23 protein-coding genes are annotated in these 24,453 nt (G+C 63.8%); 9 read left to right on the top strand and 14 right to left on the bottom strand.

The window, feature by feature from the left end; translation table 11 throughout:
- Positions 1–155 precede the first annotated feature (155 nt).
- Both GTW58_RS00430 and GTW58_RS00425 read left to right on the top strand, forming a co-directional pair.
- Positions 156–1,433 (top strand): FUSC family protein, encoded by a 1,278-nt coding sequence (locus tag GTW58_RS00430; RefSeq protein WP_119932498.1) that lies wholly within the window; start codon positions 156–158, stop codon positions 1,431–1,433.
- 69 nt (positions 1,434–1,502) lie between these two features.
- Positions 1,503–2,891, top strand: coding sequence for a galactokinase (locus tag GTW58_RS00425; RefSeq protein ID WP_052209879.1), 1,389 nt, complete (start codon positions 1,503–1,505; stop codon positions 2,889–2,891).
- 68 nt (positions 2,892–2,959) lie between these two features.
- On the opposite strand, the gene GTW58_RS00420 is transcribed toward GTW58_RS00425, so the two are convergent.
- On the bottom strand, positions 2,960–4,474 hold the full coding sequence (locus GTW58_RS00420; RefSeq protein WP_081994490.1) for an aldehyde dehydrogenase family protein: 1,515 nt from the start codon (positions 4,472–4,474) through the stop codon (positions 2,960–2,962).
- Between the two features lie 146 nt (positions 4,475–4,620).
- Between GTW58_RS00420 and GTW58_RS00415 the strand changes: the two genes are divergently transcribed.
- Complete coding sequence (locus GTW58_RS00415; RefSeq protein WP_168023439.1) at positions 4,621–5,538, top strand: LysR family transcriptional regulator; 918 nt, start codon at positions 4,621–4,623, stop codon at positions 5,536–5,538.
- On the opposite strand, the gene GTW58_RS00410 is transcribed toward GTW58_RS00415, so the two are convergent.
- The 3 genes from GTW58_RS00410 to GTW58_RS00400 all read right to left on the bottom strand — a co-directional run bounded on the left by GTW58_RS00410 (position 5,535) and on the right by GTW58_RS00400 (position 9,136).
- Positions 5,535–6,815, bottom strand: a complete 1,281-nt coding sequence (locus GTW58_RS00410; protein WP_047691447.1) for an MFS transporter — start codon at positions 6,813–6,815, stop codon at positions 5,535–5,537. The genes GTW58_RS00415 and GTW58_RS00410 overlap by 4 nt on opposite strands.
- Before the next feature lie 28 nt (positions 6,816–6,843).
- Positions 6,844–8,289, bottom strand: a complete 1,446-nt coding sequence (locus GTW58_RS00405; protein WP_047691445.1) for a sugar porter family MFS transporter — start codon at positions 8,287–8,289, stop codon at positions 6,844–6,846.
- A 187-nt stretch (positions 8,290–8,476) separates the two neighbouring features.
- Positions 8,477–9,136, bottom strand: coding sequence for an SDR family oxidoreductase (locus tag GTW58_RS00400; protein WP_119932501.1), 660 nt, complete (start codon positions 9,134–9,136; stop codon positions 8,477–8,479).
- 226 nt (positions 9,137–9,362) lie between these two features.
- Here GTW58_RS00400 and GTW58_RS00395 point away from each other — a divergent pair, with 226 nt between their 5' ends.
- Positions 9,363–9,824 (top strand): SRPBCC family protein, encoded by a 462-nt coding sequence (locus tag GTW58_RS00395; protein ID WP_119932502.1) that lies wholly within the window; start codon positions 9,363–9,365, stop codon positions 9,822–9,824.
- A complete protein-coding gene (locus GTW58_RS00390) occupies positions 9,728–11,440 on the top strand; it encodes a helicase HerA-like domain-containing protein (protein ID WP_119932503.1) in 1,713 nt (570 codons plus the stop codon). The genes GTW58_RS00395 and GTW58_RS00390 overlap by 97 nt, the downstream gene beginning before the upstream one ends.
- Before the next feature lie 65 nt (positions 11,441–11,505).
- On the opposite strand, the gene GTW58_RS00385 is transcribed toward GTW58_RS00390, so the two are convergent.
- Both GTW58_RS00385 and GTW58_RS00380 read right to left on the bottom strand, forming a co-directional pair.
- Positions 11,506–12,327, bottom strand: a complete 822-nt coding sequence (locus GTW58_RS00385; RefSeq protein WP_157980443.1) for a hypothetical protein — start codon at positions 12,325–12,327, stop codon at positions 11,506–11,508.
- Between the two features lie 54 nt (positions 12,328–12,381).
- Positions 12,382–13,098 carry a hypothetical protein gene (locus GTW58_RS00380; RefSeq protein ID WP_119932505.1) on the bottom strand — a complete coding sequence of 239 codons (717 nt, stop codon included), beginning with the start codon at positions 13,096–13,098 and terminating at the stop codon, positions 12,382–12,384.
- Between the two features lie 669 nt (positions 13,099–13,767).
- On the opposite strand from GTW58_RS00380, the gene GTW58_RS00375 reads away from it, so the two are divergent.
- Both GTW58_RS00375 and GTW58_RS00370 read left to right on the top strand, forming a co-directional pair.
- The gene (locus tag GTW58_RS00375) at positions 13,768–13,974 is read left to right on the top strand and encodes a cold-shock protein (RefSeq protein WP_047691429.1); all 207 of its coding nucleotides are present in this window, start codon (positions 13,768–13,770) and stop codon (positions 13,972–13,974) included.
- Between the two features lie 200 nt (positions 13,975–14,174).
- Positions 14,175–14,588, top strand: coding sequence for a hypothetical protein (locus GTW58_RS00370; protein ID WP_119932506.1), 414 nt, complete (start codon positions 14,175–14,177; stop codon positions 14,586–14,588).
- Between the two features lie 150 nt (positions 14,589–14,738).
- Here GTW58_RS00370 and GTW58_RS00365 read toward each other — a convergent pair whose 3' ends face one another.
- The 7 genes from GTW58_RS00365 to GTW58_RS00335 all read right to left on the bottom strand — a co-directional run bounded on the left by GTW58_RS00365 (position 14,739) and on the right by GTW58_RS00335 (position 20,672).
- On the bottom strand, positions 14,739–15,992 hold the full coding sequence (locus tag GTW58_RS00365; protein WP_168023438.1) for a phospholipase D-like domain-containing protein: 1,254 nt from the start codon (positions 15,990–15,992) through the stop codon (positions 14,739–14,741).
- A gap of 9 nt (positions 15,993–16,001) precedes the next feature.
- The gene (locus tag GTW58_RS00360; RefSeq protein ID WP_119932507.1) at positions 16,002–16,436 is read right to left on the bottom strand and encodes a hypothetical protein; all 435 of its coding nucleotides are present in this window, start codon (positions 16,434–16,436) and stop codon (positions 16,002–16,004) included.
- A gap of 231 nt (positions 16,437–16,667) precedes the next feature.
- Positions 16,668–16,982 (bottom strand): hypothetical protein, encoded by a 315-nt coding sequence (locus GTW58_RS00355; RefSeq protein ID WP_119932508.1) that lies wholly within the window; start codon positions 16,980–16,982, stop codon positions 16,668–16,670.
- Between the two features lie 174 nt (positions 16,983–17,156).
- Complete coding sequence (locus GTW58_RS00350; protein ID WP_156125540.1) at positions 17,157–17,726, bottom strand: hypothetical protein; 570 nt, start codon at positions 17,724–17,726, stop codon at positions 17,157–17,159.
- Positions 17,727–17,750: 24 nt separating this feature from the next.
- Positions 17,751–18,398: a hypothetical protein gene (locus tag GTW58_RS00345; protein WP_157980444.1), complete on the bottom strand. Its 648-nt coding sequence runs from the start codon at positions 18,396–18,398 to the stop codon at positions 17,751–17,753.
- A 130-nt stretch (positions 18,399–18,528) separates the two neighbouring features.
- Complete coding sequence (locus GTW58_RS00340; RefSeq protein ID WP_119932510.1) at positions 18,529–19,821, bottom strand: ABC transporter permease; 1,293 nt, start codon at positions 19,819–19,821, stop codon at positions 18,529–18,531.
- Entirely contained in the window at positions 19,818–20,672 is an 855-nt protein-coding gene (locus tag GTW58_RS00335; RefSeq protein WP_119932511.1) for an ABC transporter ATP-binding protein, read from the bottom strand. Before GTW58_RS00335 ends, GTW58_RS00340 begins: the two co-directional genes overlap by 4 nt.
- Positions 20,673–20,971: 299 nt before the next feature.
- Between GTW58_RS00335 and GTW58_RS00330 the strand changes: the two genes are divergently transcribed.
- Together GTW58_RS00330 and GTW58_RS00325 are read left to right on the top strand one after the other, a co-directional pair.
- The gene (locus GTW58_RS00330) at positions 20,972–21,895 is read left to right on the top strand and encodes a TOPRIM nucleotidyl transferase/hydrolase domain-containing protein (protein WP_157980445.1); all 924 of its coding nucleotides are present in this window, start codon (positions 20,972–20,974) and stop codon (positions 21,893–21,895) included.
- Positions 21,896–22,028: 133 nt separating this feature from the next.
- Complete coding sequence (locus tag GTW58_RS00325; RefSeq protein ID WP_157980446.1) at positions 22,029–22,910, top strand: PhzF family phenazine biosynthesis protein; 882 nt, start codon at positions 22,029–22,031, stop codon at positions 22,908–22,910.
- A 16-nt stretch (positions 22,911–22,926) separates the two neighbouring features.
- Here GTW58_RS00325 and GTW58_RS00320 read toward each other — a convergent pair whose 3' ends face one another.
- Positions 22,927–24,384, bottom strand: coding sequence for a benzaldehyde dehydrogenase (locus tag GTW58_RS00320; protein ID WP_119932514.1), 1,458 nt, complete (start codon positions 24,382–24,384; stop codon positions 22,927–22,929).
- Between the last annotated feature and the right edge of the window lie 69 nt (positions 24,385–24,453).

Here is a 24,453-nt window from a genome sequence, read left to right as displayed (position 1 = left end):
TGATTTCCTCCCAGCCTAGCGGCGTCGTCATCCCCGGAGGTGGTGAGACCAAGATCACCAATGGGGGCAAAAATTGGGGCCTACGGACCCATCGACGCGCACCGAGCGCACCTAATACGCTGACCCACGCACATCGCTGCGAGGCAAGGAGTTCCGTGCGTATTCTCAGCCGTTCGTCGGCGCAGGCCCCCACCGACGACGACGATTCCCTGGTCCGCCCCTGGCACCAGGGTGCAATGACCCCTGCCCGCATGCTGCTGGCGTTGAAAGCCGCCACGGCCTGCACCATTGCGTGGATTGTTGCTCCGCACATGCCCGGCGTTGTGGCGCAGTACCCGTTCTATGCGCCGCTGGGTGCGCTCTCCGTCATGTATCCCACGTTGTTGGGTTCTCTGCGCACGGGCATGCAGACCATTCTGGGTCTGGCCCTGGGCATGGCCCTGGCGCTGATTGTTCTGCTGACGGATTTGAACACCGTCATCACGTTGTTCATCGTGATTGTTCTGGGCACCATCCTGGCGGGCGTACGCAAACTGGGGGTGGGTGCGGATTACATCCCCATGACTGCACTGTTCGTGTTGGTGATCGGCGGCCCGAACGCTGATTCCTACTCGGTGGGATACCTGGTGCAGATGACCACGGGGGCTGTGATCGGGTTGATCGTGCACCTGCTGATTGCCCCTCCCGTGGACATCCGTTCCGCTTCCCTGGAGTTGGGCCGCGCAGAGAAACTGCTGGCACGGTATCTGCGTGACGTGGCTGGTGAAGTCCGAGTTCCCGGTTCCACCTCTCGCAGGGACTGGGTTGAGGTCAACCAACAGTTGGCACAGATGACCTCCGAGGTTCGCGGTGTGGTGCAGGAGTCCGCCACCGCCATGAAGGGCAACCCACGCATGCTGCTGCCCAACTACAAGAACCAGGAGCCTGGCCTGGCCCGCCTGATCCAGGTGGAGTACGTGGCGTTCTACATGCGTAACCTCACGGACGTTCTGCGCCGGCTGTTTGCCACGGACGGGTCCCACATGGTGGTTCCCGCAGAGGTGTCCAAGGAGTTGGAACGGGCCCTGCGCGCAGTGGCGGAGGTGCTGCGCGTGGCATGGCGCGTGGACGGTGAATCCTTGCAAGCGCTCACCACCGCCCTCACCGTGGTCCCGGTGGACCTCAACGACGACGAAAAGGACGAAGTCGCCATCCTGGCCCGCCGGGCACGAGCCCGCATTGCAGATCTCTCCCAGCAATTGGAAACCCTGGAGATCCGCAACACCTGGGACCACTGGTGGCTGGTGTCCGTGAGCACGGACCTGGAACGCATCCTGCAAACCGTGAACACTCACGGCGCCAGCAACCCTCCGCCCAAGCCGCGGCGCACCCGGCAGCTGGCACTGCCTCCCCTGACCCTGCCCCGGCCGGTGAAGTTCTCCCGGATCAAGTGAGATCGCACGGCGGTGCCAGGCTGCGGACACATTAGGCTCTTAGCCACTGTCCGTTTCCAGGAGGCCTTTGTGAGCGAACACCGCAGCATGTCTGCCGGTTCAGACCAACCCGTGCCGGGTGGCGGACCGGAGGGTCTCAAGCCGATCTGGGTGGAACATCCTGACCTGGAGGCCATGGGCCGCCGCGGCTTTGCGCGATTCCGGGCCGTGTTCGGCCGCGAACCGCATGGAATCTGGATGGCCCCCGGACGGGCCAACCTCAACGGTGAACACATTGATTTCCTGGGTGGGCGATGCCTGCCCATGGCCCTGCCCTACGGCACCTTGGTGGCGGCAGCCCCACGCACGGACGGCCTTTTGCGCATGCGCACGCTGGAGCCCAGTTTGGACACCGGGATCGTGGAAGTCCCCGTGGACAGCATTGGCCCGGGCAGCCCTGAGGGGTGGAGCGGTTACGTCGCAGGTGCCCTGTGGGCGCTGAAGATCGCCGCCCAGGAACACCCGGACCTCAGCGTCCCGGAAGGATTCGGCGCAGACCTGCTGGTGCGCTCCACACTGCCGGTGGGTGGTGGGCTCTCCTCCTCTGCCGCCTTGGAATGCGCCGCCATCCTGGCCTTTCTTGCCCTGGCCACCGGACGCACTGACCTGGATGACACCACCCGCGCCGTGCTGGCACGGGCCTGCATGATGGCGGAGGTTGAAGTGGTGGGTGCAGCCACCGGCGGCCTGGACCAGACCGCAAGCCTGCGCTCCAAACCCGGGCACATCCTGTCCCTGGACTGCCGTGACTTCACCATCAAGCACCACCCCGCAGCAGATCTGTTGGACGGGCACCGTCTGGTGGGCGTTGACACCAGCACCCCCCATTGGCTGGGTGGCCACGAGTTCAGTTCCCGCCGCCAGGACGCGGAGGCCGCCGCCCGGTTCCTGGGTGCTGACCGCCTGCGTGATCTTCTGCCGGAAACCCCCACGCGCACCGACGTGGATGCCGTGTTGGAGCGATGGGATGCAGCTGCGCCGTCGTCGTCGGAGCTGGAGGGCCGCGACCCTGCCGATGCCCGACGACGCCTCACCCACGCCCTGACTGAAATGCTGCGCTCCGAGCGCATTGACGCCCTGCTGCGCCACGGCGCCACGGCTGAGATGGCGGGCGGGTCCGCAGGGGAACTCGGGCGGATCCTCACAGAGGGTCACGTCTCCATGCGCGACGACGCCCAGGCCTCCTTCCCCACTGCTGACCTGATCGTGGCCACGGCCAACCAGGCCGGTGCGGCCGGTGCCCGTCTGATCGGCGGCGGATTCGGCGGTTCCGTCCTGACGCTGCTGCCCATGGACCAGGTGGACCACGTGGTCAGCGCCATCGACCGCGCAGTCGTCTCCGCGGGGATGCCACGCCCGCGGTTCCTGTGCATCGAGCCCAGCGCACCCGGTGGACAACTCTGCCGCGACTGCGACTGACACCGCATTCGGACAGGACACGCAGAGGGCCCCGGCATCCGCCGGGGCCCTCTGCACACAACACCCGATCAGCCGAACGGAATCGGCCCCATCTCGGAGCGGACACCCACCCAGTGCAGCACCGTGAAGTCCTCGATGGCCTGTTCGCCGTTGAAACGGCCGATGCCGGAGTTCTTCTCCCCACCGAACATCACATGCGGTTCATCGTTCACGGTGGCGTCGTTGACATGAGACATTCCGGCCTCCAGCCGCTGGGCGAAACAGACACCCCGTTCGACGTCGCGGGTGAACACAGCCGAGGAAAGCCCGTACTCGGTGTTGTAGGCCATGCGCAGGGCCTCTTCCTCATCGTCAGCCTTGAGGATTCCCACAGCCGGTCCGAAAATCTCCTCGCGGGCCAGGTCCATGTCCTCGGTGACATCCGCGAACACGTGCGGCCCGATCACCCGGCCCTCCAGCTGGCCGCCCACAACCTCACGGGCACCCTGCTCACGCGCCGACTCGATGAGGCGGGTGACAGCCTGCGCCTGGTCGTCGTTGATGATGGGGCCCACAATCACCTCTGGATCCACGGTGTCACCGGCCCGCAACTGGGAGGCCGCGGCGGCGAATCGATCCACGAACTCCTGGTACACGGAGGAATCCACAATAATGCGGTTGGCAGCCATGCAGATCTGCCCCTGGTTGAGGAACTTGCTCATCATGGCACCCCGGACAGCAGAGTCCAGGTCGGCATCGTCCAGGACCACCAGGGGTGCGTTGCCACCCAGCTCCAATGCCACGTGCTTCATCGTGCCCTGCATGGCCAAGGCCCCAACCCGCTGGCCCACAGGAGTGGAGCCGGTGAAGGAGATCATGGACGGAATGCGGTGCTGCACAAAGTGGTCACCGATCTCTGAACCGGCACCCGGGACCACGGAGAGCAGGCCCTTGGGCAGGCCTGCCTCCTCAAAGATCGTGGCCATGACCAAGCCGCCCGTCACAGGCGTGTCAGAGGCGGGCTTCAGCACCACCGCGTTGCCCAGGGCCAAAGCCGGGGAGACCGAACGCATGGACAGGTGCAGCGGGAAGTTCCAAGGGGAAATGACTCCCACCACCCCGCGCGGCTGGCGGTAGACACGGTTCTCCTTGCCCGGGAACACAGACGGGTGGATGGTGCCGGGCACACGCATGGGGAACGTGGCAGATTCCCGGGTGATGGCAATCGCAGCCGAGAGCTCAATGTTGGCCTTGAGCGCAGAGGCACCTGCCTCCACCCGCAGCACTGCGGTCAGTTCTTCTCGGCGGGACTCCATGATCTGCGCGGCACGGGCCAGGACCTCGGCTCGCTCCTGGGGCAGGCGCTCGACCCATTCCCGCTGGGCCCTCCGTGCGGCCTGGTAAGCCTCATCCACGTCTGCCACAGCAGAACCCTGAAGTTCACGCAACATGGTGCCGTCAACGGCTGCCGTCATGGCAACGGTGCGTTCGGAGGTGCCGTCACGCCACTGCCCGTCCACGAACACCCCGCCCGGCAGGTCACCGATGAACGTGCGCGCCAGGGTCTTGACGTCCTGGCCTTCACTCGCGGTTTGAGTGGCCATGGGTGGATCCCTCCGTAGCCGTGGCAGTCACAACCGGGTCGGAATACGGTTGCTCGCAATGCTCCGCGAAAGACTATGTGGGCTGAATCACGGGAATCCAATAGAACTTTGACATGGGGGGTTATATACAGGATCTATTGGCGCACATGGCTCACATTGACCTGGCACTGGTGCGCACCTTCAATGCCATTTACGAGACTCGCAGCGTGACCGAGGCCAGTGTGCTCCTGCGCGTCACACAACCTTCCGTCAGCTACGCCTTGGCCCGCCTCCGCAAACAGCTCGGAAACCCTCTGTTCGCCCGCACCCCGCACGGCATGGAGCCCACCATGCGCGCCGATGAGCTCTACACCGTGTTCAGTCGCGCCGTGAGCCAGATCGATGCCGTGGCCGATCCCACCTATGACCCCCAGTCCTCGGAACGGATCTTCCGTCTGTCCCTCTCGGACCTCGGGGAGCTCACATTCCTCCCGGCCATTGGGGCTCTCCTAGCCCAACGTGCACCCACAGTTGGGTTGGAAGTGGAACCGATGGACATCGACACCGTGGCCGACCGGATACGCCGGGGACAAATGGATGCCGCCGTGGCCAGCAGCCACATCGCCGGGCTGAAGTGCCGCACGCTGGTGACCGGAGACCGTTACGTGTGCCTCCAACCTCGGACGACGGCGGAGAACGGTTCCGTGATCAGCGTGGAGGATTTCATCCGGGCACGCCACATGGTGGTGGAAGAAACCGCCGGTCACGACCGCGTGGAACGGGCCATCCAGAGCAGCGCACTGCGTCGTCGCCCAACGCTACGCATTCCCCACTACGCCACGTTGCCCCGCCTCCTGGTCCAGGGTGAGTTCCTGGTGGTCCTCCCGCTGCGCATAGCCAGAGAGTTCGCCGCAGATGGACAGTTGGAGATCCGGGAACTACCCATTGACGTGCCGCGGTTCGAAGTTTCGATCTACTGGCAGCCGCGGATCCCGGCAAATGCGGGCACGGCATGGCTTGTGGATCTGATCGCCGAGGCCTGCATGGCGGCCCCGCCCACCCGGCACGACGGCCGCAACGGTTAGGCGGCGGCGGCCAGTTCGTCGTCCACATGGCGCCCCCGAGCCACTTTGCGGCCGAAGAGGGCCATGGGGACCGACGACGCCAGCATCAGAACCAATGGGATGGTCCAGCTACCGGTCCATCCGTGAATCAGGCCGATCAACAGCGGTCCGAAACCAGCCATCAGGTAGCCCACCGGCTGGATGAAACCGGAGACCCGAGCCGTGACCCGAGGGTCACGTGAACGCTCCGTGATCAAGGCCAGAGCAGTGGGGAAGGCCAAGGAACCCAACCCCAGGAGGATGGCCCAGACATAGGGAACAGTGGTGGGCAGGAACAGCAGACCGTTGTAACCGGCCACCATGCACATTCCCATCCCCGTGATCCAGAAGGACAAGCGCGGCGAGTTGGAGACCAACCAGGACATGGCAAAGCCACCCGGCACACCCAGGACGGCAATCACGCCCACCAGCGCTGAGGCGTAGCCCAGACTCAGTCCTGCATCACGGTAAATCTGGGACATCCATCCGAACTGGACGTAGGCATTGGTGGACTGCAGACCAAAGAAGAATGCCAGCGCCACAGCTGTTGGAGACTTCCAGATGCTGACATGGGCGCTGGGATGTTCCACCTGGGCAACCACTTCCAGCTCAGCCGAGGTGAGGGGAGGCTCCTCTGCTACGGGCCGTTGAACGGTTCTGGGCCGGCGACCGGGCTTGGACAGCATGCCCCTGGAACGTGCCAGGAGCACGCCCCACAGTGCGGCGGCACCCACGGAGAGCCAACCCCAAAAAGCCAACGCGGGCTGCCAACCGCCTGCGGCTGCCAGGAGCAGACCCGCAATCAGCAGTGGAGCCGCACCACCCACGGCCAGGCCCGTTGAGTAGACCCCAGCCAGGAACGCCGGCCGGTCCCGGACGAAGGTCCGGATGACTGCGGGCACCAGCACATTGCCAATGGCCATGCCGGACAGGGCCAGCGCACTCAACAGAATGAAGACCACACCCGAGCCCAGGTAGGGCCGCATCAACAGGCACACTGCGGCCAAGGCCAGTCCCACACCGATGGACCACCCGATGCCGAGTTTGCGTGACAGCGGAACGGCCATCAAACCGGCTGCTGCAAACATGAATCCCGGCAGCGCCGTGAGCACCCCAGCCGATGCGCTGGAGAGCCCCAAGCCCTGGGTGATCTCTGCCAAGACTGGCCCAACGGAGGTGGCCCCGGGCCGCAAGGTGATGGCGGCGGCCAGGATGGCCACTGCCACCAGAGCCAGGGAAGGGCCACGTTTGTTGGTCATCAGATGATCGTATCCGTGCCGCCGAGCATCAGGCGCGGCCGCGCCCCTTGAAGATCTGACCGGCCGTGACGCCCTCTTCCACTTTCTCCAGGGAAATCCCCCGGGTTTCCGGGAGGAACTTCCAAAAGACCACGACCGCCACCACGTTGATCACCGCAAAGCCGAAGAACGTGGGCGTCAGACCCAGGCCACGGACCAGAGGCAGGAACAACAACGCCAACGTGCCGTTCATGATCCACATGCAGAACACGGACACACCCATGCCCACGGCACGCATGTGCAGGGGGAAGATTTCACTGAGCAACACCCAGGTGGCCACGTTCAAGAACGTCTGCATGGAGCCCACAAATCCCACAATCAGCACCAGGAGCACGTAGGGACGGGCTGCGGCGTCGTCGGGGATCAGGAGGGAGGCACCACCGATCAGGACGTGAAACGTGGCGGTGAGGGTGTAACCGGTGATCATGGTGGTGCGCCGGTTGATCTTCTCCATCATCCACAGCGCAATGAAGGCGCCGATCACGGCAATCACGCCGGGGGCGATGTTGGCCACCAGAGCGGCGCTACGGTCGAAACCGGCTTCACCCAGCACGATCGTGCCGTAGTACATGATCGAGTTGATGCCGGTGAGCTGCTGGAAGACCGCAATGGCAATGCCCACCAGCAGGATGCGCAGCAGGTACTTGTTCTGCAGAACACTGCGCAATCCAGTGACGCGCTCGGCATGCTCCTGGTTGATCAGCGCCTGGATCTCTGCCACTTCGGCTTCAGCACGCTCACGGGAACGAATGGTTTGCAGCACCGCCAAGGCCTGCTCCTGTCGGCCCTTGACCATGAGCCAGCGCGGAGATTCCGGCATCCGAAGCATCCCGACAAACAAGAACACCGCAGGGATTGCGGCCATGACCAGCATGATGCGCCAGACGCCGTCCAGATGCCCCAGCACGTTGCCCAAGACTGCATTGATCACAAAGGCCACCAGCTGACCGACCACGATCATCAGCTCGTTGCGCCCGGACAGCGATCCCCGGATCTCGTACGGAGCCAATTCCGCCAGGAAAACCGGGACCACCGCTGAGGCGCCACCCACGGCAAGGCCCAACATGGCGCGGCCAACCAGCAGAACGATCAGATTGGGTGCAGCAAAACACAGGATGGCACCCACAAAGAACATGACGGCCAGCAACAGGATGGTGCTGCGTCTGCCCCAGGCGTCAGAGAGTCGCCCTATGCTCAACGCACCCACGGCCGCCCCGAACAGCAGGGTTGAGGTCACCACACCCTGCGCGGTGGTTTCCAGGCCGAGTTCCGCTGCCATGGGCTCCAGGGCACCATTGATCACGCCTGTGTCGTAGCCGAACAGCAACCCACCCAGGGTGGCCACCATGGCCACCACGCCCAGTCGGCGGCTGTGTGGCCCTTGGGTCAGTGGGGGTAAGGGGACCTTGCTGGCCTCGGGGGCAGTACCGCTCACAATGACTCCTTCGTCTACGGCAAGCGGACACCGGATCCGCGAATCCGATAGTAGTCATGCCGCAGCCGCACGGAAGGCACTCACCGGTGAATGGCTGGATGCCGCGATTGCGTGCTTTGCAGCGCCCCCTTCATAGACATGGTGAGCCCCCACGTCACAACGTGGGGGCTCACCATGTGGTTCTGAGTCACTGGCCTGCGAATGCTTCCTCAATCGGCTGGTCGCCGTCGGTGTACTGGACCATGCGGCCCACGGAGGCGTCGTTGTTCACTGCGGCCACGATGGTGCGGGCCACGTTGGCGCGTGAGGTGGAAGCCTCCTCCACGTCTTCACCGTCGTTCACCACGCGAATGGTTCCGGTGGGTTCCTCCAGGGTCAGGTTGCCCGGGCCCAAGATGGTCCAGCGCAGGGAGGACTTGCGCAGGTGTTCGTCCGCCTCGGCCTTGGACTGTGCGTAGGCGTAGAAGGAATCATCCTCCGGCACACCGTGATCGAACCCGGCGCCCAGGTAGGAGACCATCACATAACGGCCCACTCCGGCGTTCTCGGCGGCATCGACCGTGCGGACTGCGGCGTCGCGGTCTACGGCCCAGGTGCGTTCGGGGTCTCCGCCACCGGCGCCTGCGGTCCAGACGACGACGTCGATGCCCTCGAAGGCGCGCTCCAACTCATCCGTGGAGGCGTGCTGAACGTCCAGAACCACCGCTTCAGCGCCGGTCTGCTCCACTTCAGCTGCATGCTGCGAGTTGCGGATCCAGGAGCTGACTTCTTCTCCGGCCTCCACCAGCAGCGGGGCTGCCAGCAGTGCCACCTTGCCGTGTCCACCGATCAGAACAACGTTTGTCATGGTTCTTCCTTCCGCGTTGTCTCAAGCCTCGTGGCCGCCCCTTGAAGGCGACCCCAACGCAACGTCATGTGGAACACGCTGACATCCGGGCGGGGAGCTCGGCCAGGGGTGTTCACCCAGAGCCGCATGTGAGACACATGTCGTCACTTCTGGGCCCGGGGACCCGCAAAACAATCGCAGGGTTTATTCTTTAGCATCGAAATCACATTCGTCCCTGTGGAGCTCCATGCGTCCCCCCAAGCCGTACTCCTGTTCCCACTCGGTGGACATCCCCTGGTCCGTCGAGGCAACAGGTCATTTCATGGAGGATGCGCAGGCGTTCTTGGGGTTTTGGGCCTCCCCGGGCGGCCGGACGTCGTCGTCCACTGAGGTGATCGCCCCGGGAACCGTCCTGGAATACCCCCTCGCCTTGGGTCCGTTCACGCCGTCGTGGATTGCGGTGGTCTCCCAGTTCAAGCGCAACGAGAAGATCGTGCTGCGCTCCACCCGGGGTCCCGTGGACGCTCGCACCACGATTGCCTGGGAGCCCGTCCCGGGAAATCCCACACAAACCCGCATCACGCTGAGTGTGGCCGGTCGCCCTGCGCGGCGATGGAGTCGATTCCCCGGCTTGTTGAACACCGTCACGGAGCGTTACCTGGTGGCCACGGGCAGCAGGTTGGTTCAGCGCATCGAGGGTCGCCAGTAGTCAGGCGGAACTCAAGGCCTGGCGGTACACTCAGCGCCGTGAGCGAAAACACGCGCAGTTATGCACAGCTGGAAGCCATCCGCACCGGTTACGTCTTTGACGGCCCCACCCTGAATCTGGGCGCTGCCGTGGCGGACGGGGAGCCCGTGGCTGATGTTCAGGTCGGCCTGCCGTTGGCCACCATGAACCGTCACGGCCTGATTGCCGGAGCCACCGGCACGGGCAAGACCAAAACTTTGCAGATGATGGCGGAGCAACTCTCTGAGGCCGGTGTGCCGGTGTTCCTGGCAGACATGAAGGGGGATCTGTCCGGGATCGCCGTGGAGGGCCAGAGCAACCCCAAGCTGGAGGAGCGCACGCAGGCCATTGGGCAGGATTGGCAGCCCAAGTCCGCCCCCATGGATTTCCTGACCCTGGGCGGGCAGGGCAAGGGTGCGCCCATCCGCACCACGGTCACCGATTTCGGCCCGGTACTTTTTGCCAAGGTCCTGGGGCTGAACCAGACCCAGGAATCGGCGTTGGGTTTGATCTTCCACTACGCGGACCAAGCCGGCCTGGCCCTGTTGGATCTCAAGGATCTGCGGGAAGTGATCATGTTCCTGACCTCGGACCAGGGCAAGGACGAACTCAAGAACATTGGCGGTGTCTCCCCGCAGACCGCGGGCGTGATCCTGCGCGAACTGACCACTTTTGCCAACAACGGCGCTGACGTGTTCTTTGGCGAACCTGAGTTCGACACCGCTGATCTGCTGCGGATTCACGACGACGGCCGCGGGGTCATCTCCAATCTCCAGCTGCCCGGCGTGGCCTCCCGCCCTGAGTTGTTCTCCACGTTCTTGATGTGGCTGCTGGCTGACTTGTTCCAGGACCTCCCTGAGGTGGGGGATGTGGACAAGCCCAAGCTGGTGTTCTTCTTTGACGAGGCCCACTTGCTGTTCAAGGGCGCCACCAAGGAGTTCCTGTCCTCGATCGAGCAGACCGTCCGGTTGATCCGCTCCAAGGGTGTGGGCGTCTTTTTCATCACACAGACCCCCAAGGACGTGCCTGCAGAGGTGCTGGGGCAGTTGGGCAACCGCGTCCAGCACGCGTTGCGTGCCTTCACCCCTGATGACGCCAAGGCCTTGAAGGCCACCGCCCGGACGTACCCGTCCTCCGAGTACGACCTTGAGCAGTTGCTGACCCAGCTGGGCACCGGTGAGGCCGTGGTCACCGTGCTGTCCGAGACCGGCGCGCCCACCCCCGTTGCCTGGACCCGGATGCGGGCCCCGCAGTCCCTCATGGACGTGGCACCGGATTCCACGTTCGACACCGTGATTGCGGCTTCCCCTCTGACGCCCAAGTACGCGGAGGCGATTGACCGCGAGTCGGCCTACGAGATTCTCAAGGCCCGCCTGGAGAAGGCCGATCAGCAGACTGCACAGGCTCAGGCACCGGAATCAGCACCTGAGCAGCCCCGGGAACGCAGGAACACTGAGTCCTCCCGGGAGGCCGAGCCTCGCAAGACCGGCGGGTTCTTGGACAACCCCGCCGTGCGTTCCATGATGCGTTCAGCCGGAACGGCGCTTGGCCGGGAGATCACTCGGTCGATTTTTGGGACGGCGCGTCGTCGTCGTTGAAGAGCTGAGGTCACCTGACACAGTTGTGGGGCCCGCACCGATCCGGTGCGGGCCCCACAACTGTGTCAGGAGCTGACCTGGCCGTCCGTGACGGAAAACGTGTAGCGGACGCTTTGCAGGATGACTTCTGGCGCACCTTCGCGTGCGGCACGGATCTCCAGCGTGTAGTCACCATCAGCACCCAGCTCCACCGTGGTGCGGTTGGGATCGGAGCCCTCAGAAGATTGGCCGTTCGACCCCTCCAGACGCCAGGAAATTTCCTGGGCCGCTTCCTGGGCGGAGGGGGAGGCATTGATCATGAGTTCACCGGCCGTGGCCTGCTCCAGCACCACCGGCAACGTGCGCGTGAGCGTCTCAGGCACCGCTGCGGTCATGACGCCGCCGGAGACCGTCATCTCCACCACGCCTATTCCGGAGACCCAGCCGTTGCCGTTCACATCCAACAGGGCCACTGTGTAGGTGCCGTCGTCCAATGCGGGGTGGGTGGCAACACCGGAGTCCAACCGCCCCGTGGCCACCGGGGTGGCATCCGCACTGTCCACGATCACCACGTGCCGGCCGGGGCCCAGATCATCCACCAGGGATTCGGCGCTCTCCCGAGTCTGGGCGCTTTCCTGGTCATCCACTTCCGCAAGATACGCAGATGCGGGATCATCAGCTTCAGGTGAGGGCGTGCCGAGCTGTGAGGCTCCCACACCACCGGCGGCCATGGTCAGATCGTGTCCGGATGTCTGGGCCACTTGGATCTGCAGGCTGGCGGGAGCGGTCGAGTTCATGCGTCCGGTGACGTCCGTGGACTCCTCACCGGTACGGCACCCAGCCAGGACCAGCAGTGATGCTGCTGCCACCACAGCTGCCGTGCGGCGCATGTACACAGTGGCTTTCACCGGGCGCTCCTCTTCCTGCATGACGGGTCAACACTTCCAGGGACCGGGAACATCCTACGGTCGGGCGCCTGAGGTTGGGTTCTCCCCGCGCACAAACTCCACGAACGACGGCGAGGCGTCCAGACGAACCCGCAGTTCATGTTCAGTGCCCGGGTAGAGAAGGACATCCACGGAAGCCACGTCCTGCGCCAGGAGAACGGCGAACATGTCCCGCACTGCGTTGGAGCCAAGGGGATCGCTGCACCACTCCCACAGGGCGGAGGAGAGCCTGGCCGGCTGCTGACCCGGGACGGAGAGCTCAACCCTGGACTGCACACCTTCTGGCCCTGAGACCGGGCGGATCATCAGTCCCTCCGTGTCTGAGATCATGGCCATGGACATCCCTCGCAGCAGCGCCATCAGCTCGGAGGAGGCGGCCCGCAAGACGGCATCCACCGCTGCATCCCAGCTTTCCTTGGTGGTCAACCACCGTTTGAACCGCCGGCGCCGGTCAAAGATGTCGAACCACAAGGCGTAGTCCCCCGTGGTGATGGCCATGTACCCCACCGCCAGGTCATTGCCACCGGCGTCCTGGGAAGACTCCATGGTTGCCATGGCATAAACCAGGCAGTGCTGAAAGACCTCACGTACGCCGTGTAGAGAACGCTGAAGGGGGCCGTCTGCCATGGCCACAAGATCTCCGTGCGCATCACGGAACTGGATGCGGGCACGCCAAGCACTGACGCTGCCCACGTCTGGAAACTTCACCGGTTGCCCTGCCGATGAGTTCATGCAGGATCACCCCCCGATCCCCACTACCCCGACGCTCACCTGATGCGGGAATCAGGTGAGCTGATTCTCTCCTTGAAGCCGGACAATACCTGCAAACGCATGGAAACACACTTCACTTATTGAAATGGATGCCTCAACGCATAGAGAGAGCCGCCTACCACTCAGGGGTCAAGTGGCAAGCGGCTCTCTTCTGTCCCCCTCCTGCAGCAAGGCTCTTGATGACGACGCACCACCACCGTCATCGTTGCCACAGGAAGCTCAGCAGATCCGAACCCTCCAGTCGGAGCTGCCGTCCTCTTCTCGAGGTGATTACCACTTAACCGCCCCCGCCTGACATGAGCCTGAAATGGACTTGGTATTTACCCCCAGAGCGCCTCAACGTTTCCTGAACGTGCCGCATCACCTGAAAATTGGGTGTTTTTCAGTGCACTTGCATGGACCAGGTGGCAACTTCCCGCACCTGAACCCCAAATTGTGGCTCGGAAGCGACCGCAGGGCCTTCCCTCGTGTACCGTCATGGGGAGTTGTTGTAAATGAGCTCGCAGTCGCGGGCGCCCCGCCGTTCGCGGCCGACTGTCCACCGGGACCAAGTCGTGAGGAGCACAACGACGGCAATCGGTCGCCGAAGGTCGGCGCCCGTTACCGTTCCGGAAGGATCGACCAGCAATAATGCAGACCGGCACTGTCAAGTGGTTCAACGCTGACAAGGGCTTCGGCTTCATCAGCCCCGATGACTCTCAGCAGGACGTTTTCGCGCACTTCTCCGCCATCAACGGCAATGGCTACCGTTCTCTGGAAGAGAACCAGCGCGTTGAGTTCGAGGTTCAGGAAGGCCCCAAGGGTCTCCAGGCCGCGAACATCACCGTCATTGACTGACTGAAGTTCCAGACTTCCCGATCTGGCCCGGCACCTCACCCAGGTGCCGGGCCAGATTGCTGTCAGCTGAACACCGTGGCGTGCCATCAGGTGACTGATGGCCGTATCTTGGAGAACGTGGCAGCCACCACCGTGGCGGCCCTGACAGACTTCCCTTGACCTGAAACCGAGCGATGCCCCCGCGGGCACAGGAGGCGACGATGCCGCACAACCCGATCCCCGGACATGACCAGCACGAGCAGGCCAACCCGAACAGCGGGCTGCAGAACACCGTCCACAAGGGACATGAGCCCGGCTCCAACCCGGATTCCCCGGGTGTGAACGCCGTGGACAACGCCGGGCAGGATCGCCACGTGAGCCACAACGAGGGCCACGCCAAGGACCGCGGAGCCAGCTACGCAGGGGCCGCTGAAGTTTCGCAGACCTCCCGCGACGCCGACGGTGGGGCTCCCGTCAAGGGCAACTCCTGGGTCCGCCCGGAGGGCTTCAAGCCGCCCCAGTACGGTCAGGAGGCCAACGCCTGGTACGCGGACGACCGAGTCGGCCTGGTGGTGGCAGGCGCCGTTGTGGCACTTGTCCTTCTGGCAGCGTGGGCAGCGCACCGCAACGACTGAACTTCGCACCGCCACTACTGGCTGAGCTCCGCCCGTAACCACTGAGCTCCGCCTGCAACGACTGGCTGAGCTCCACGCCTCTCACGACGACGGACGGTGGAAACCTTGAAGTCAAGGTTTCCACCGGCCGTCGTCGTTGATTGAGAACGCTCAGAGCAGTGGGCGCAAGGGCGCCAGGGCTGTCTCCCCCACCCAGGCCAGCGGGTGGCGGGCCTGCCACTCGTCCAGGGTCAAGCGGTGGGAGTTGGAGCTGTCCACCTCAAAGACCCGTTCCATGACGGCTGCGAGGTCGTTGTCGATGATCTCCAGGTTGACCTCGTAGTTGAAGGACAGGGAGAGGCGGTCGATGTTGGCGGTGCCCACCGTGGACCACACACCGTCAATGGTGGCGGTCTTGGCGTGGATCATGGCGCCCTTGTAGAGCAACAGAGTCACACCGGCCTTGAGCATAGTCACGTAGAACCCGCGTGAGCCCCAGTCCGCCAGGACGTGGTTGGAGTCCATGGGAACCATGATGCGGACATCCACACCACGCCCCTGGGCGCGAATCAAGGCATCCAGAATCTGGTGATCCGGGATGAAGTACGGGGTGGAGATGTAGATGTGGTCCTTGGCGCGGTCAATGGCCTGCAAGTACATGCCGCGGATGGGGTACACCCGGCGCATGGGCAGATTGGACCAGCAGCGCACACGGGAATCCCACTCCGGGGGATCCATGCGCGGAATCTGGTCCTCCCTGGCAGCCACGGTGTTCCACACGGTCACAAAGGACTGACGCAGCACCCAGGAATCCGGGCCGGTGACTTTCAGGTGGGTGTCCCGCCATTCGGTGGCGTACGTGGAACCCAGGTTGTACCCGCCGATGTAGGCCACGTTGTCATCCACGATCAACAACTTGCGGTGGGTCAGACCGGAAGCACGCAGCGGGGTGATGAACAACCGCGGGCGGAAGACGGGGAACCGGTAGACGTGGACGTCATGGTGGAATCGGTAGAACTTGTTGGGCACCACCAGGTTGCCGAAGCCGTCATAAACCACACGGACATCCACGCCGCGTTCGGAGGCGCGGTTGATGGCGTCCAGGAACTTCTGCCCGTATTCGTCGTCCTTCCAGATGAAGGACTCCAGGAAGACGTTGTGGGTGGCGTTGGCGATCTGCGTGAGCATGTCGTCGTACAGATCCGCACCAAAGGTGAAGACGTCAACGTCAGAGTTGGCAACGTCCGTGCCGTAATGCCCCGGCTTGGGGAACCCGGAGCGGGTCTTGCGCTGCTTCTTGGTCAGGGCGTCGTAGCCCACCAGGCCACCGATGGTGGCTGCTTGAGCGCCCACCAGGCCCACTGCGGTGCGCACAACGGCTTTGCGAATGAACTGGCGCAGGGGTGAAGTTTCCGATGCCGACATGAGCTCAGCCTAGTGCAACGGCGGGCAGGGATAGGGGGCAGCCGCGGGCTTCTCCCAGGTCTTGGCGGCCACCACGATCCAGGCGATGTTCACTCCAATGAACAGCAGTTCCACGCCCACGTTCAGAATCCAGAGCGGGCCCGGGAGACCAATCAGGTACACCAGGTTGAGGATCGCCCCCAGGGTGCCCAAGGACGCAAACACATAACCCACCACGCGGCCCCAGTTGTGGCCCAGCATCATGGGGATCAGGACCACCATGTAGAGGGCACCGATGGTGCACACACTGAATGCCACACCCATCACACTGGAGCCGATCATGGCTCCGGTGTTTGCCGAGCTGAGCAGCTGACTCCTGATCACCAGTTCCAAGACGCCCACCACCTGCTCGCCCACGTACAGCGCCGCAGAGATCAACAGCAGCAAGTACACCGGTTTGCGCACCAGGTCTGCTTTGTTGATGCGCCGGGCAGGCTGTGGCCCGGCATAAGGGTTGTACCACTGTCAATACTGCTACTGACCGGGATAGGAACCCGGATGAGGCGGATACGGTCCGGGCGGTTGGCCGTACGGGGGCCCGGTTGTGGCCCCGGGGAACCTTGAGGGGGAACAGACGGTTGCTGGTGGTTGTGCCCATCCGGTGCGTTGGTCATGTTCGAGCCTCTTTCGACTCCGTCAGCGGCCGCGAATGGCCGCAACAATCCACACCACGTTGACGGCCACAAAGGCCACGATGGCCAGCGCAACCACGATTCCGTACAGGCCGTAGAAGAATGCGTCAAAGAACCCCACCAATGAGAAAGCTGATCCGAGGCAGGCCAACACGATCCCGGTCACGCGGGCCCAGTTCTTGCCCTTACGCAGGTAGGAGTAGATCAATGCATAGACCGCCAGCACCGCCAGGGGGCCCACGATGCTCCATAGACCCACACCAGGGTTGATCTCCACAGTGGTGGACCCGTCCCCGAAGACTCTGTCCGCGGCCGACATCAGATTGTCGTGATAGGTCTGTGTGGACCTCCCGATCAGGTGCAGGACATGGACAAGCAGGTAAGCACCCGCGGAAACCAGAAGCAGTTTACTGAGGCGTGTTCCGTCAAAAGTTGTGCTGCGCCCAGTGACGTACGGGGGGACGTTCTAAGACGTGGTGGCCGACCTCTCAGGTCAGGAAGGTTGGGGTGCCCGGCGGAACCATTGTTTGACCGGGGCTGTGAAAGCGACGGCAAGCCACAACAGGCTGACCACCAGGAATGCGATGGAAATGCCGGCAGAAACCTGGCCGTAGAGGCCTGGTGCCTTGTCAGTGGGGATCCACGGGGCCACCTGTACGGCGTTCCAGATCAGGAAGGCTGCGGTCAGCACCAGTCCGCCCCAGCGGCCCCAGTCGCTTCCCGCCATGATCCCGAACAGCACGACGACGAACAGGCTGGTGATCATCAGGCCAAGCACCATGTTGCCCATGGTGGATGCCAGAAGGGAGTTGCGCAGGGCGTCGTTGTGAATGAGGTCCGCAGGCACACCTTGCAGGGAGTACTGCCGGCGCAGGGACTCCAGCATGGGGGCGCTGCGCAGTGCCGTGATGCTGGCGATTGAGCCGGCCACGTGCAGGAAGAGTGAGAGGACCGTCAACCCCACCAGGAGGTTCACGGTCCGCGGGCGTACAGCGCCCTGCCGGTTCTTGGGCACGGCACCGCCCGGACCGCGTGATTCCCGCGGCCCGGGCGCAGGTGCCATGTGCTCAGACACTGATGCTGTGACTCAAGCGCGGCGGCTCATCCACAGGGCGATGCTGCGGTTGAACGCCAGGATCAGCCAGTAGACGTTGACCAGCACCAGAATCAACAAAACGACGATGGACACAATCGCCAGCATCCCGCCTGCGCTTGCCATGGTGAGCGAGCTGATGAGGTTCCAGGCGAAGTACAGGGTGGTCAGGATGGCCACGACGATGCCCAGGATGCGGGCCCAATTCCATCGCTTCTTGATGCCCAGCAGAACCAGTGCGTAGATCACCAGGCCCAGGAGGGCAAAGATGATCAGGAATACAGCGCCGCCAATCTGGCTGGCTGCAACCATGTCATCCATGTTCATGCCCTGCGGAAGGGTCTGCCCTGACTCCGCAAACTGATCACGGAAAAGCTGCGCATAGTCAGAGTGGAACAGCATGGCCACACCCAGCGCGCTGTAAACCAGGAACAGCACCAGGGAAGCCACAGTGACCTGGAACCAGCGGTTGATCCGCGGGGGCTGGGTCATTTCAAAGTTCTGATTGGGGTCGTAGCCGGCAGTGCCGTACTTGTTGCCGCCCTGGGCGTACGGGGCATTCTGCGGCTGCTGGGGGTACTGCGGCTGCTGGGGGTACTGCGGCTGCTGGGGGTACTGAGGGTCTTGTGGTGCGTTCGTCAACGAAATCTCCTCCTTGTTGATGGTGAACCAATCGGTTGATGCTGAGCTCGTGGGTTGACGTAGAGCTCGTTGGTGGTTGGGGCCGGTGCGGTCTGACATCTGCCGAACCGCACCGGCCCGGTGCGCACGATCACTCGTAGCGCAGAGCTTCGATCGGATCCTTCCGAGCGGCTCGGGCGGCCGGCAGGGTTCCTGCAATGAACGCGATGAACATGATCAGCAAGATGATGCCCAACAGCTGCAGGGGTGCGATGCCGTAGAGGGTCAGGCCCGCCACCGTTGCCAGCGGGCCGCCTTCGCCCGTGAGCCACCCATTGGCCAGGGTGCCCACCACGACGCCGGCACCCACACCGATCAAGGAACCGATCAGACCGATCAGCACAGCCTCAGATGAGAACAGGCCGAAGATCTTGCCTGGAGACATGCCCAGGGACTTCATCAAACCGATTTCACGGGTACGTTCCTGAACGGACATCAGCAGGGTGTTCACAATGCCAAAGGCCGCTGCCAGCAGGGCGATCAGGGCAAAACCGTTCAAGACCCAGGTCACCGTGTTGATGATGCCGCGGAGCAAGCCGATTTGGTCCTCCACAGTCATGCCCACCATGCCTTCTTCACGCAAGGCGGCCTTGACCGAGTCCTGTTGATCAACGTTGGGGACGTCAGCCACTGCCATGGCGTAACCCTGGCTTTCAACCGCCTGCTCAGGCAGTCCCTCATTCTGGTACTCGTACAGTCGGTCGGTGAAGGACGTCGACGGCGTGGGCTGAGAACCCTGGTTCGACAGCATGATCTCCGTGACACCGGAAATGGTGGCTTCGAACTCCTGGCTTTCACCGGTCGCGTTGGTCATGCCGATGTTGACGGTCCCGCCGACGGCATCCTCTGCGTTGTCGTAACCCAGTGACTCCACCCAGGTGGTGGGGATGGTGATCTCATCGGCGTCCCGCTGGGGAGCCTCGCCTGCCGCGTACTCCAAGCTACTGGCGTCACTGGGGAGCCCCAGGGACACGATGTACTGGTCACCGGATTCATCGGCCAGGTAGGTCGGGGACACCGCTACAAGGGGTTCCACGGACTCGACACCGTCGATGTCACGAATCTTGTCGATCTCCGGGGTGCTGAGCATCTGCAGACCGAAGTTGCCTTCCCGGGCGCCTGCTGCTTCCTCGGGGTCGTATTCCTGCGGGCCAGCATCTGCTGGCTGGTTGGACTGCTGCGAGGGCTTTTGGACGTACAGCTGCTGTTGATCCCCAAAACCTTGCACCAGTCGATCGATGTAGGTGTTGATGCCCACGCCCAGACCGGAGGTCAGGGTCAGCGTGAAGGCACCGATGAAGATGGCGATCACGGTCAGGATGGTGCGCGCCTTGGAGCGCATGGTGTTGCCCAGGGCTGTGGTGACTACGTCGGTGGATTTCATCGAGTTCCCTCCTCACGGTGCTTGGGGCCGTCCTCTGAAGCGCTGCTGGTGCTGCCGCCGGTTGCGGCCCAGGGCTCCGTGGCCCTGTAGTTCGGTGCCGGCACGGCGTCACCGGCAGACGACGCCGACTGCTGGTTCGGCTCACCGTGGGTGGCATCCAACCGCCCCTCCTCCACGGAGACGATCTCCCCGTCCTTGAGGTGGATGCGGCGGTCGCACTTGGCGGCGAGGTCGTCGTCGTGGGTGACAACCACCAGGGTGATGCCGCATTCGCGCTGGAGGCCAAAGAGAATCTCCTCCACCACCTCGGAGGTGTTGGAGTCCAGGTTGCCGGTGGGTTCGTCAGCAAAAATCACGGACGGGTTGGTCACCAGAGCGCGGGCGATGCAGGCGCGCTGTTTCTGACCACCGGAGAGATCCGTTGCCTTGTTCTTGGCCTTGTCCGCCATTTCCAGGCGCTCCAAAGCCTCCATGCCGCGCTGATTGCGTTCCCGCTTGGACAGACCCGCAATCTTGAGGGGCAGAACCACGTTTTCCAGAACAGTCTGATTCGGGTTCAGGAAGAACTGCTGGAACACGAATCCAAAGCTCTCATTACGGACCTTGTGGATTTCCTTGTTCTTCAGTTCGGAAACGGGCCGCCCGTTGAGCGCCACCACTCCCTGGGAGGGACGGTCCAACAGCGCCATCAGGTGCATGAGCGTGGACTTGCCTGATCCGGACTTCCCGATCACGGCCACGGATTCCCCGCGCTTGATCTCCAAGGTGAGTCCCTTGAGGGCATCGAATCGGTTGGCTCCACGTCCGTAGACTTTGACCAGGTTTTCGGTCTCAAGGACCGGCGGTTCCATCGCCGTCGCCTCCTGCTGCATTTGGGTGCGGTGGTGCCCGCTCACACGAGCGAACATGTCCATGGTCGCTGACCTGCTGGCTTGAAACATCCACCGAGAGAATGAACCACCGGACTTGTCACAATGTTTCGTGGACCCGTACTCCAACTTATGGATGAGGCCCCGCCCCGTGATAGCAGCGCACTTAAGCTGACCAGGTGGCACGTTCACACTTCAGCGGCAGGCAGGTCCGGTCGGCGTCGCCCGTTCAGGGGTCTCCGGCCCGACTGACGGTGGCCGTGTGCGCTGGATTTGGCACCGTGGCACATCCATGGGCCGCCTTGGATGCCGCCGGGTTGACTGATCAGACCGTTGTGGACCTGAGATTGCCCCCAGCGCAATCCACTTCGGGTCTGACGGGGGCGGCGTCGTCGGGAAGCCACGCTCGGGCGAATCGCCTGCGGGAGCTGCGTCGAGCCGCCGGTCAGGCCAAGCACATGGCCACGGCGTGCGGTCACAGGAACGCACTGCTGCTGCCGGACCCTGCGGACCCCCTTCCCGGGGAGTGGATTGTGCATCTGGCACGGGTGACCCCGGTTGGGGTTCTGCGCCCGGACATGGCGGCCCTGGCCACCGCGCTGAACCGGCCCCGCAACCAGGTGCTGCGGGAATTGTGGGGCACGGACCCGGCTGATCTTGCCCAACTCTTGCGAGCGCAGCACGCCGTCCTGGTGGAAGGCCCCACGGACCGCACCGTTTTCTCGGTGCTGTTGCGCCGCTGGGGTCTTGGGCACTGCACCGTGGTCACAGCGCACAGCAAGGTGCGGTTGGCTGCGCTGCGTGCCCTGGCCGAGCAGCTTGGGGTACGCACGTACGTGATTTTCGACGGCGACGGCGGCGCTCTCCCACCCCATGCGGCCAAGGCTCACCGAGTGCTCCGAACCCGTCAGGTGCAGACGGCCGCTCTGACCGCCACCCTGCCGTGTCCCAGTGAGCAGGCGAGTTGGGGGTGCGGGGATCCAGGCGTTGTGGGACCCCACTGGGCGGCGTGGCAGGAGAATCTGGAAACCGAACTGCAGACCTGGCCCACATTCCTGGCCGCCTTGCGGGAGCAGGACGCAGATCTGTCGGCCAAGGACCCCGCGGCGCTTGGCGCAGCAGTCGAACGGGCGAGCTTGACGGACCTGCCCGAGTCCTTCCGGCAGATGCTGGAGCGTCTCCGGGTTTCCGAACAGCGCATGTGAAGCACCCAGTGGTGTGGGTGGAGCCCTCAGAGTCGTCGTGTCCGCATGGACCCGTCCGCTTTTGCAGGGGGATCCTGGCGCTGAGCCTGTCTGGATGACAGCTGCAGCGGACGTTGGCCCTAACCTACGGGTCATGACCGCTCTCCCCAACGTCGCCACGCTTGCCCGCACCACCGTTCTGCCGCACGTGGTGGTGGACGTTTTCACCCCCGCACCCTTCCAGGGCAGTCCCATTGCAGTGGTCCTGGATGCGGACAGCCTGAGCACGGAGGAGATGACCAACATTGCCCGGTGGTCCTCCTCCACGGAGGTGGCCTTTGTCCTGTCAGCCACTGACTCCGTGGCCGATTACCAGGTGCGATTCTTCAGCCCCACCACGGAGGTCCGGTTTGCCGGGCTCTCCACGTTGGCTGCTGCCCGTGCCTGGCTGGATCAGGGGCACGAACCCCGCTCCCCCGGGCAGCTCATTCAAGAGTGCGCCGCGGGAACGGTGCACGTTGCGGTGGAGGAGAACAACCACCTCCAGTTCACGGCACCTCCGCTTTACGATCGCGGCGGACCCGATGAGCTCACGGTGGAGATGGCCCGTGAGGTCCTGGGCCTGGACCCGCAGGACATCAAGGCCACCACGTGGCTGGACAACGGCCCGGGATTTCTGGGCCTTCTGATCAACGACGCCGAAACCGTGATCGGCATGGATCCCAACATCCACGAACTCGGTCAGCTGTGCGTGGGCGTCATGGGCGCTTACGGCGACGGCGGGCCGGCGGATTACGAGATGCGTTCCTTTGCCCCATCCCTGGGAGTGGACGAATATCCTGCGGCAGCAGCTTTGAGCGCCAGCTTTGCCACCTGGCTGGTGCCGCAGGAGATCGCCCCCTCCTCCTACACGGTCTCCCAAGGCACCAGCCTGGGACGCTCGGCCAAGGTCCACGTCCACACCCGAGGATCAGAGATCTGGGTGGGTGGACCGGTCACCTCACGGGTTCAGGGACAAGTGAGCGTCACCGCCTGATCAGAACAGGTGCCGATCAGAACGGGTACTGCGCAATCTCCGGGGAAACGGTGACCCACTGGGTTTCCGTGAACGCCTCGATGTTGGCTTCCGCCCCACCGAACCGTGACCCCGTTCCGGAGGCACCCACGCCACCGAACGGCGCCTGAGCTTGATCCGCCACGGTCATCTCATTGATGTGGACCTTGCCCGAATGGACACGATCGGCCACTTTCATGGCCTCCCCCACGGGCCCGATGATGGAGACGGACAACCCGTACTCGGAGGCGTTGACCATCTCCACGGCCTCATCCACTGACCCCACGGAGAGCACAGGCGCCACGGGCCCAAAGATCTCGTCCTTCCACGCGGGCATCTCCGCAGTCAGGTCGGAGAGCACCGTGGGCCGGTAGAACAAGCCGTCATGGGTGGCACCGGGGCGCACCGTGCCGCCTGCGATCACGGTCTCTTGGACAGTCGAGTCAACGTTCTTCAGCTGCTTCTCGTCAATGATCGGCCCCAGGTGCACGGGCCCGGCAGAGGGGTCCCCCACCACCAGGTTCTCAGCGCGTTCGGTCAGCTTGGTCAGGTAGTCGTCGTAGACGTCCTGGTGGACCACATGGCGGCCCGTGGTCATGCAGATCTGGCCCTGGTGGAAGAAGGACCCCATGGCCCCGGCTGATGCCGCCAGGTCCAGATCCGCACCCGGCAACACCACGACGGCGTTGTTCCCGCCCAGCTCCAGGTGTGTGCGCTTGAGCAACTTGGCGCCTTCAGCCCCCACCATCCGTCCGGCAGCCGTGGAGCCGGTGAAAGAGATGATGCGAACGGGATCAGCTGCCACCGTGGCCGCCCCGACGTCGCCATCACCGGGCAACACCTGCAGCACCCCGACGGGCAAACCGGCTTCCTCGAAAGCGCGAGCGATCAGAAAACCACCCGTGATGGTGGTGCGGGGGTCCGGCTTGAGCAGAACCGCGTTGCCCAGCGCCAATGCCGGTGCCACAGAGCGGATGGAGAGAATCAACGGAAAGTTGAACGGGGAGATCACGGTGACCACACCGGCCGGCCGGCGCCGGCTCAGGGACCAGTGGGGGGAATCCGAGGACAACCACTGGCCCTGCGGGTGCATGGGCAGAGCCGCTGCCTCAAAACATTCGGCGGCACCGTTGTGGATCTCCAAACCAGCCTTGGGTGGGATGCCACCGGTTTCACGCACAATCCAGTCGGAGATCTCCTCCGCGTTGTCCTCCAAGATCTGACCGGCGCGGCGCATGATGGCTGCCCGCTCAGAAGCCGGGGTCTGCGCCCACTCAACCTGGGCGGCAGCGGCCTCAGCAGCAGCGCGGTGCACCTCATCGGGAGTCACCGTCCCAATGGTGGTCAGGACGTCGTCGTTGGCGGGGTTGCGGACGGTCAAGGGGTCCCCGCCGCCCTCGCTCCACTGGCCGGTGAAAACCTTGTGCTCAAAAACAGGAGTGTCCAGAAGTCCCACGGTCGCTCCTTTGCGCTCGGGTCACCGCGCACACGGCGCGGGGATGGGCCGGTTGTGGATACAAGAAAC

This window comes from Kocuria subflava (assembly GCF_012163155.1).
Classification (GTDB): Bacteria; Actinomycetota; Actinomycetes; order Actinomycetales; family Micrococcaceae; genus Kocuria; species Kocuria subflava.
This window is presented reverse-complemented; position numbering and strand designations above follow the sequence as displayed.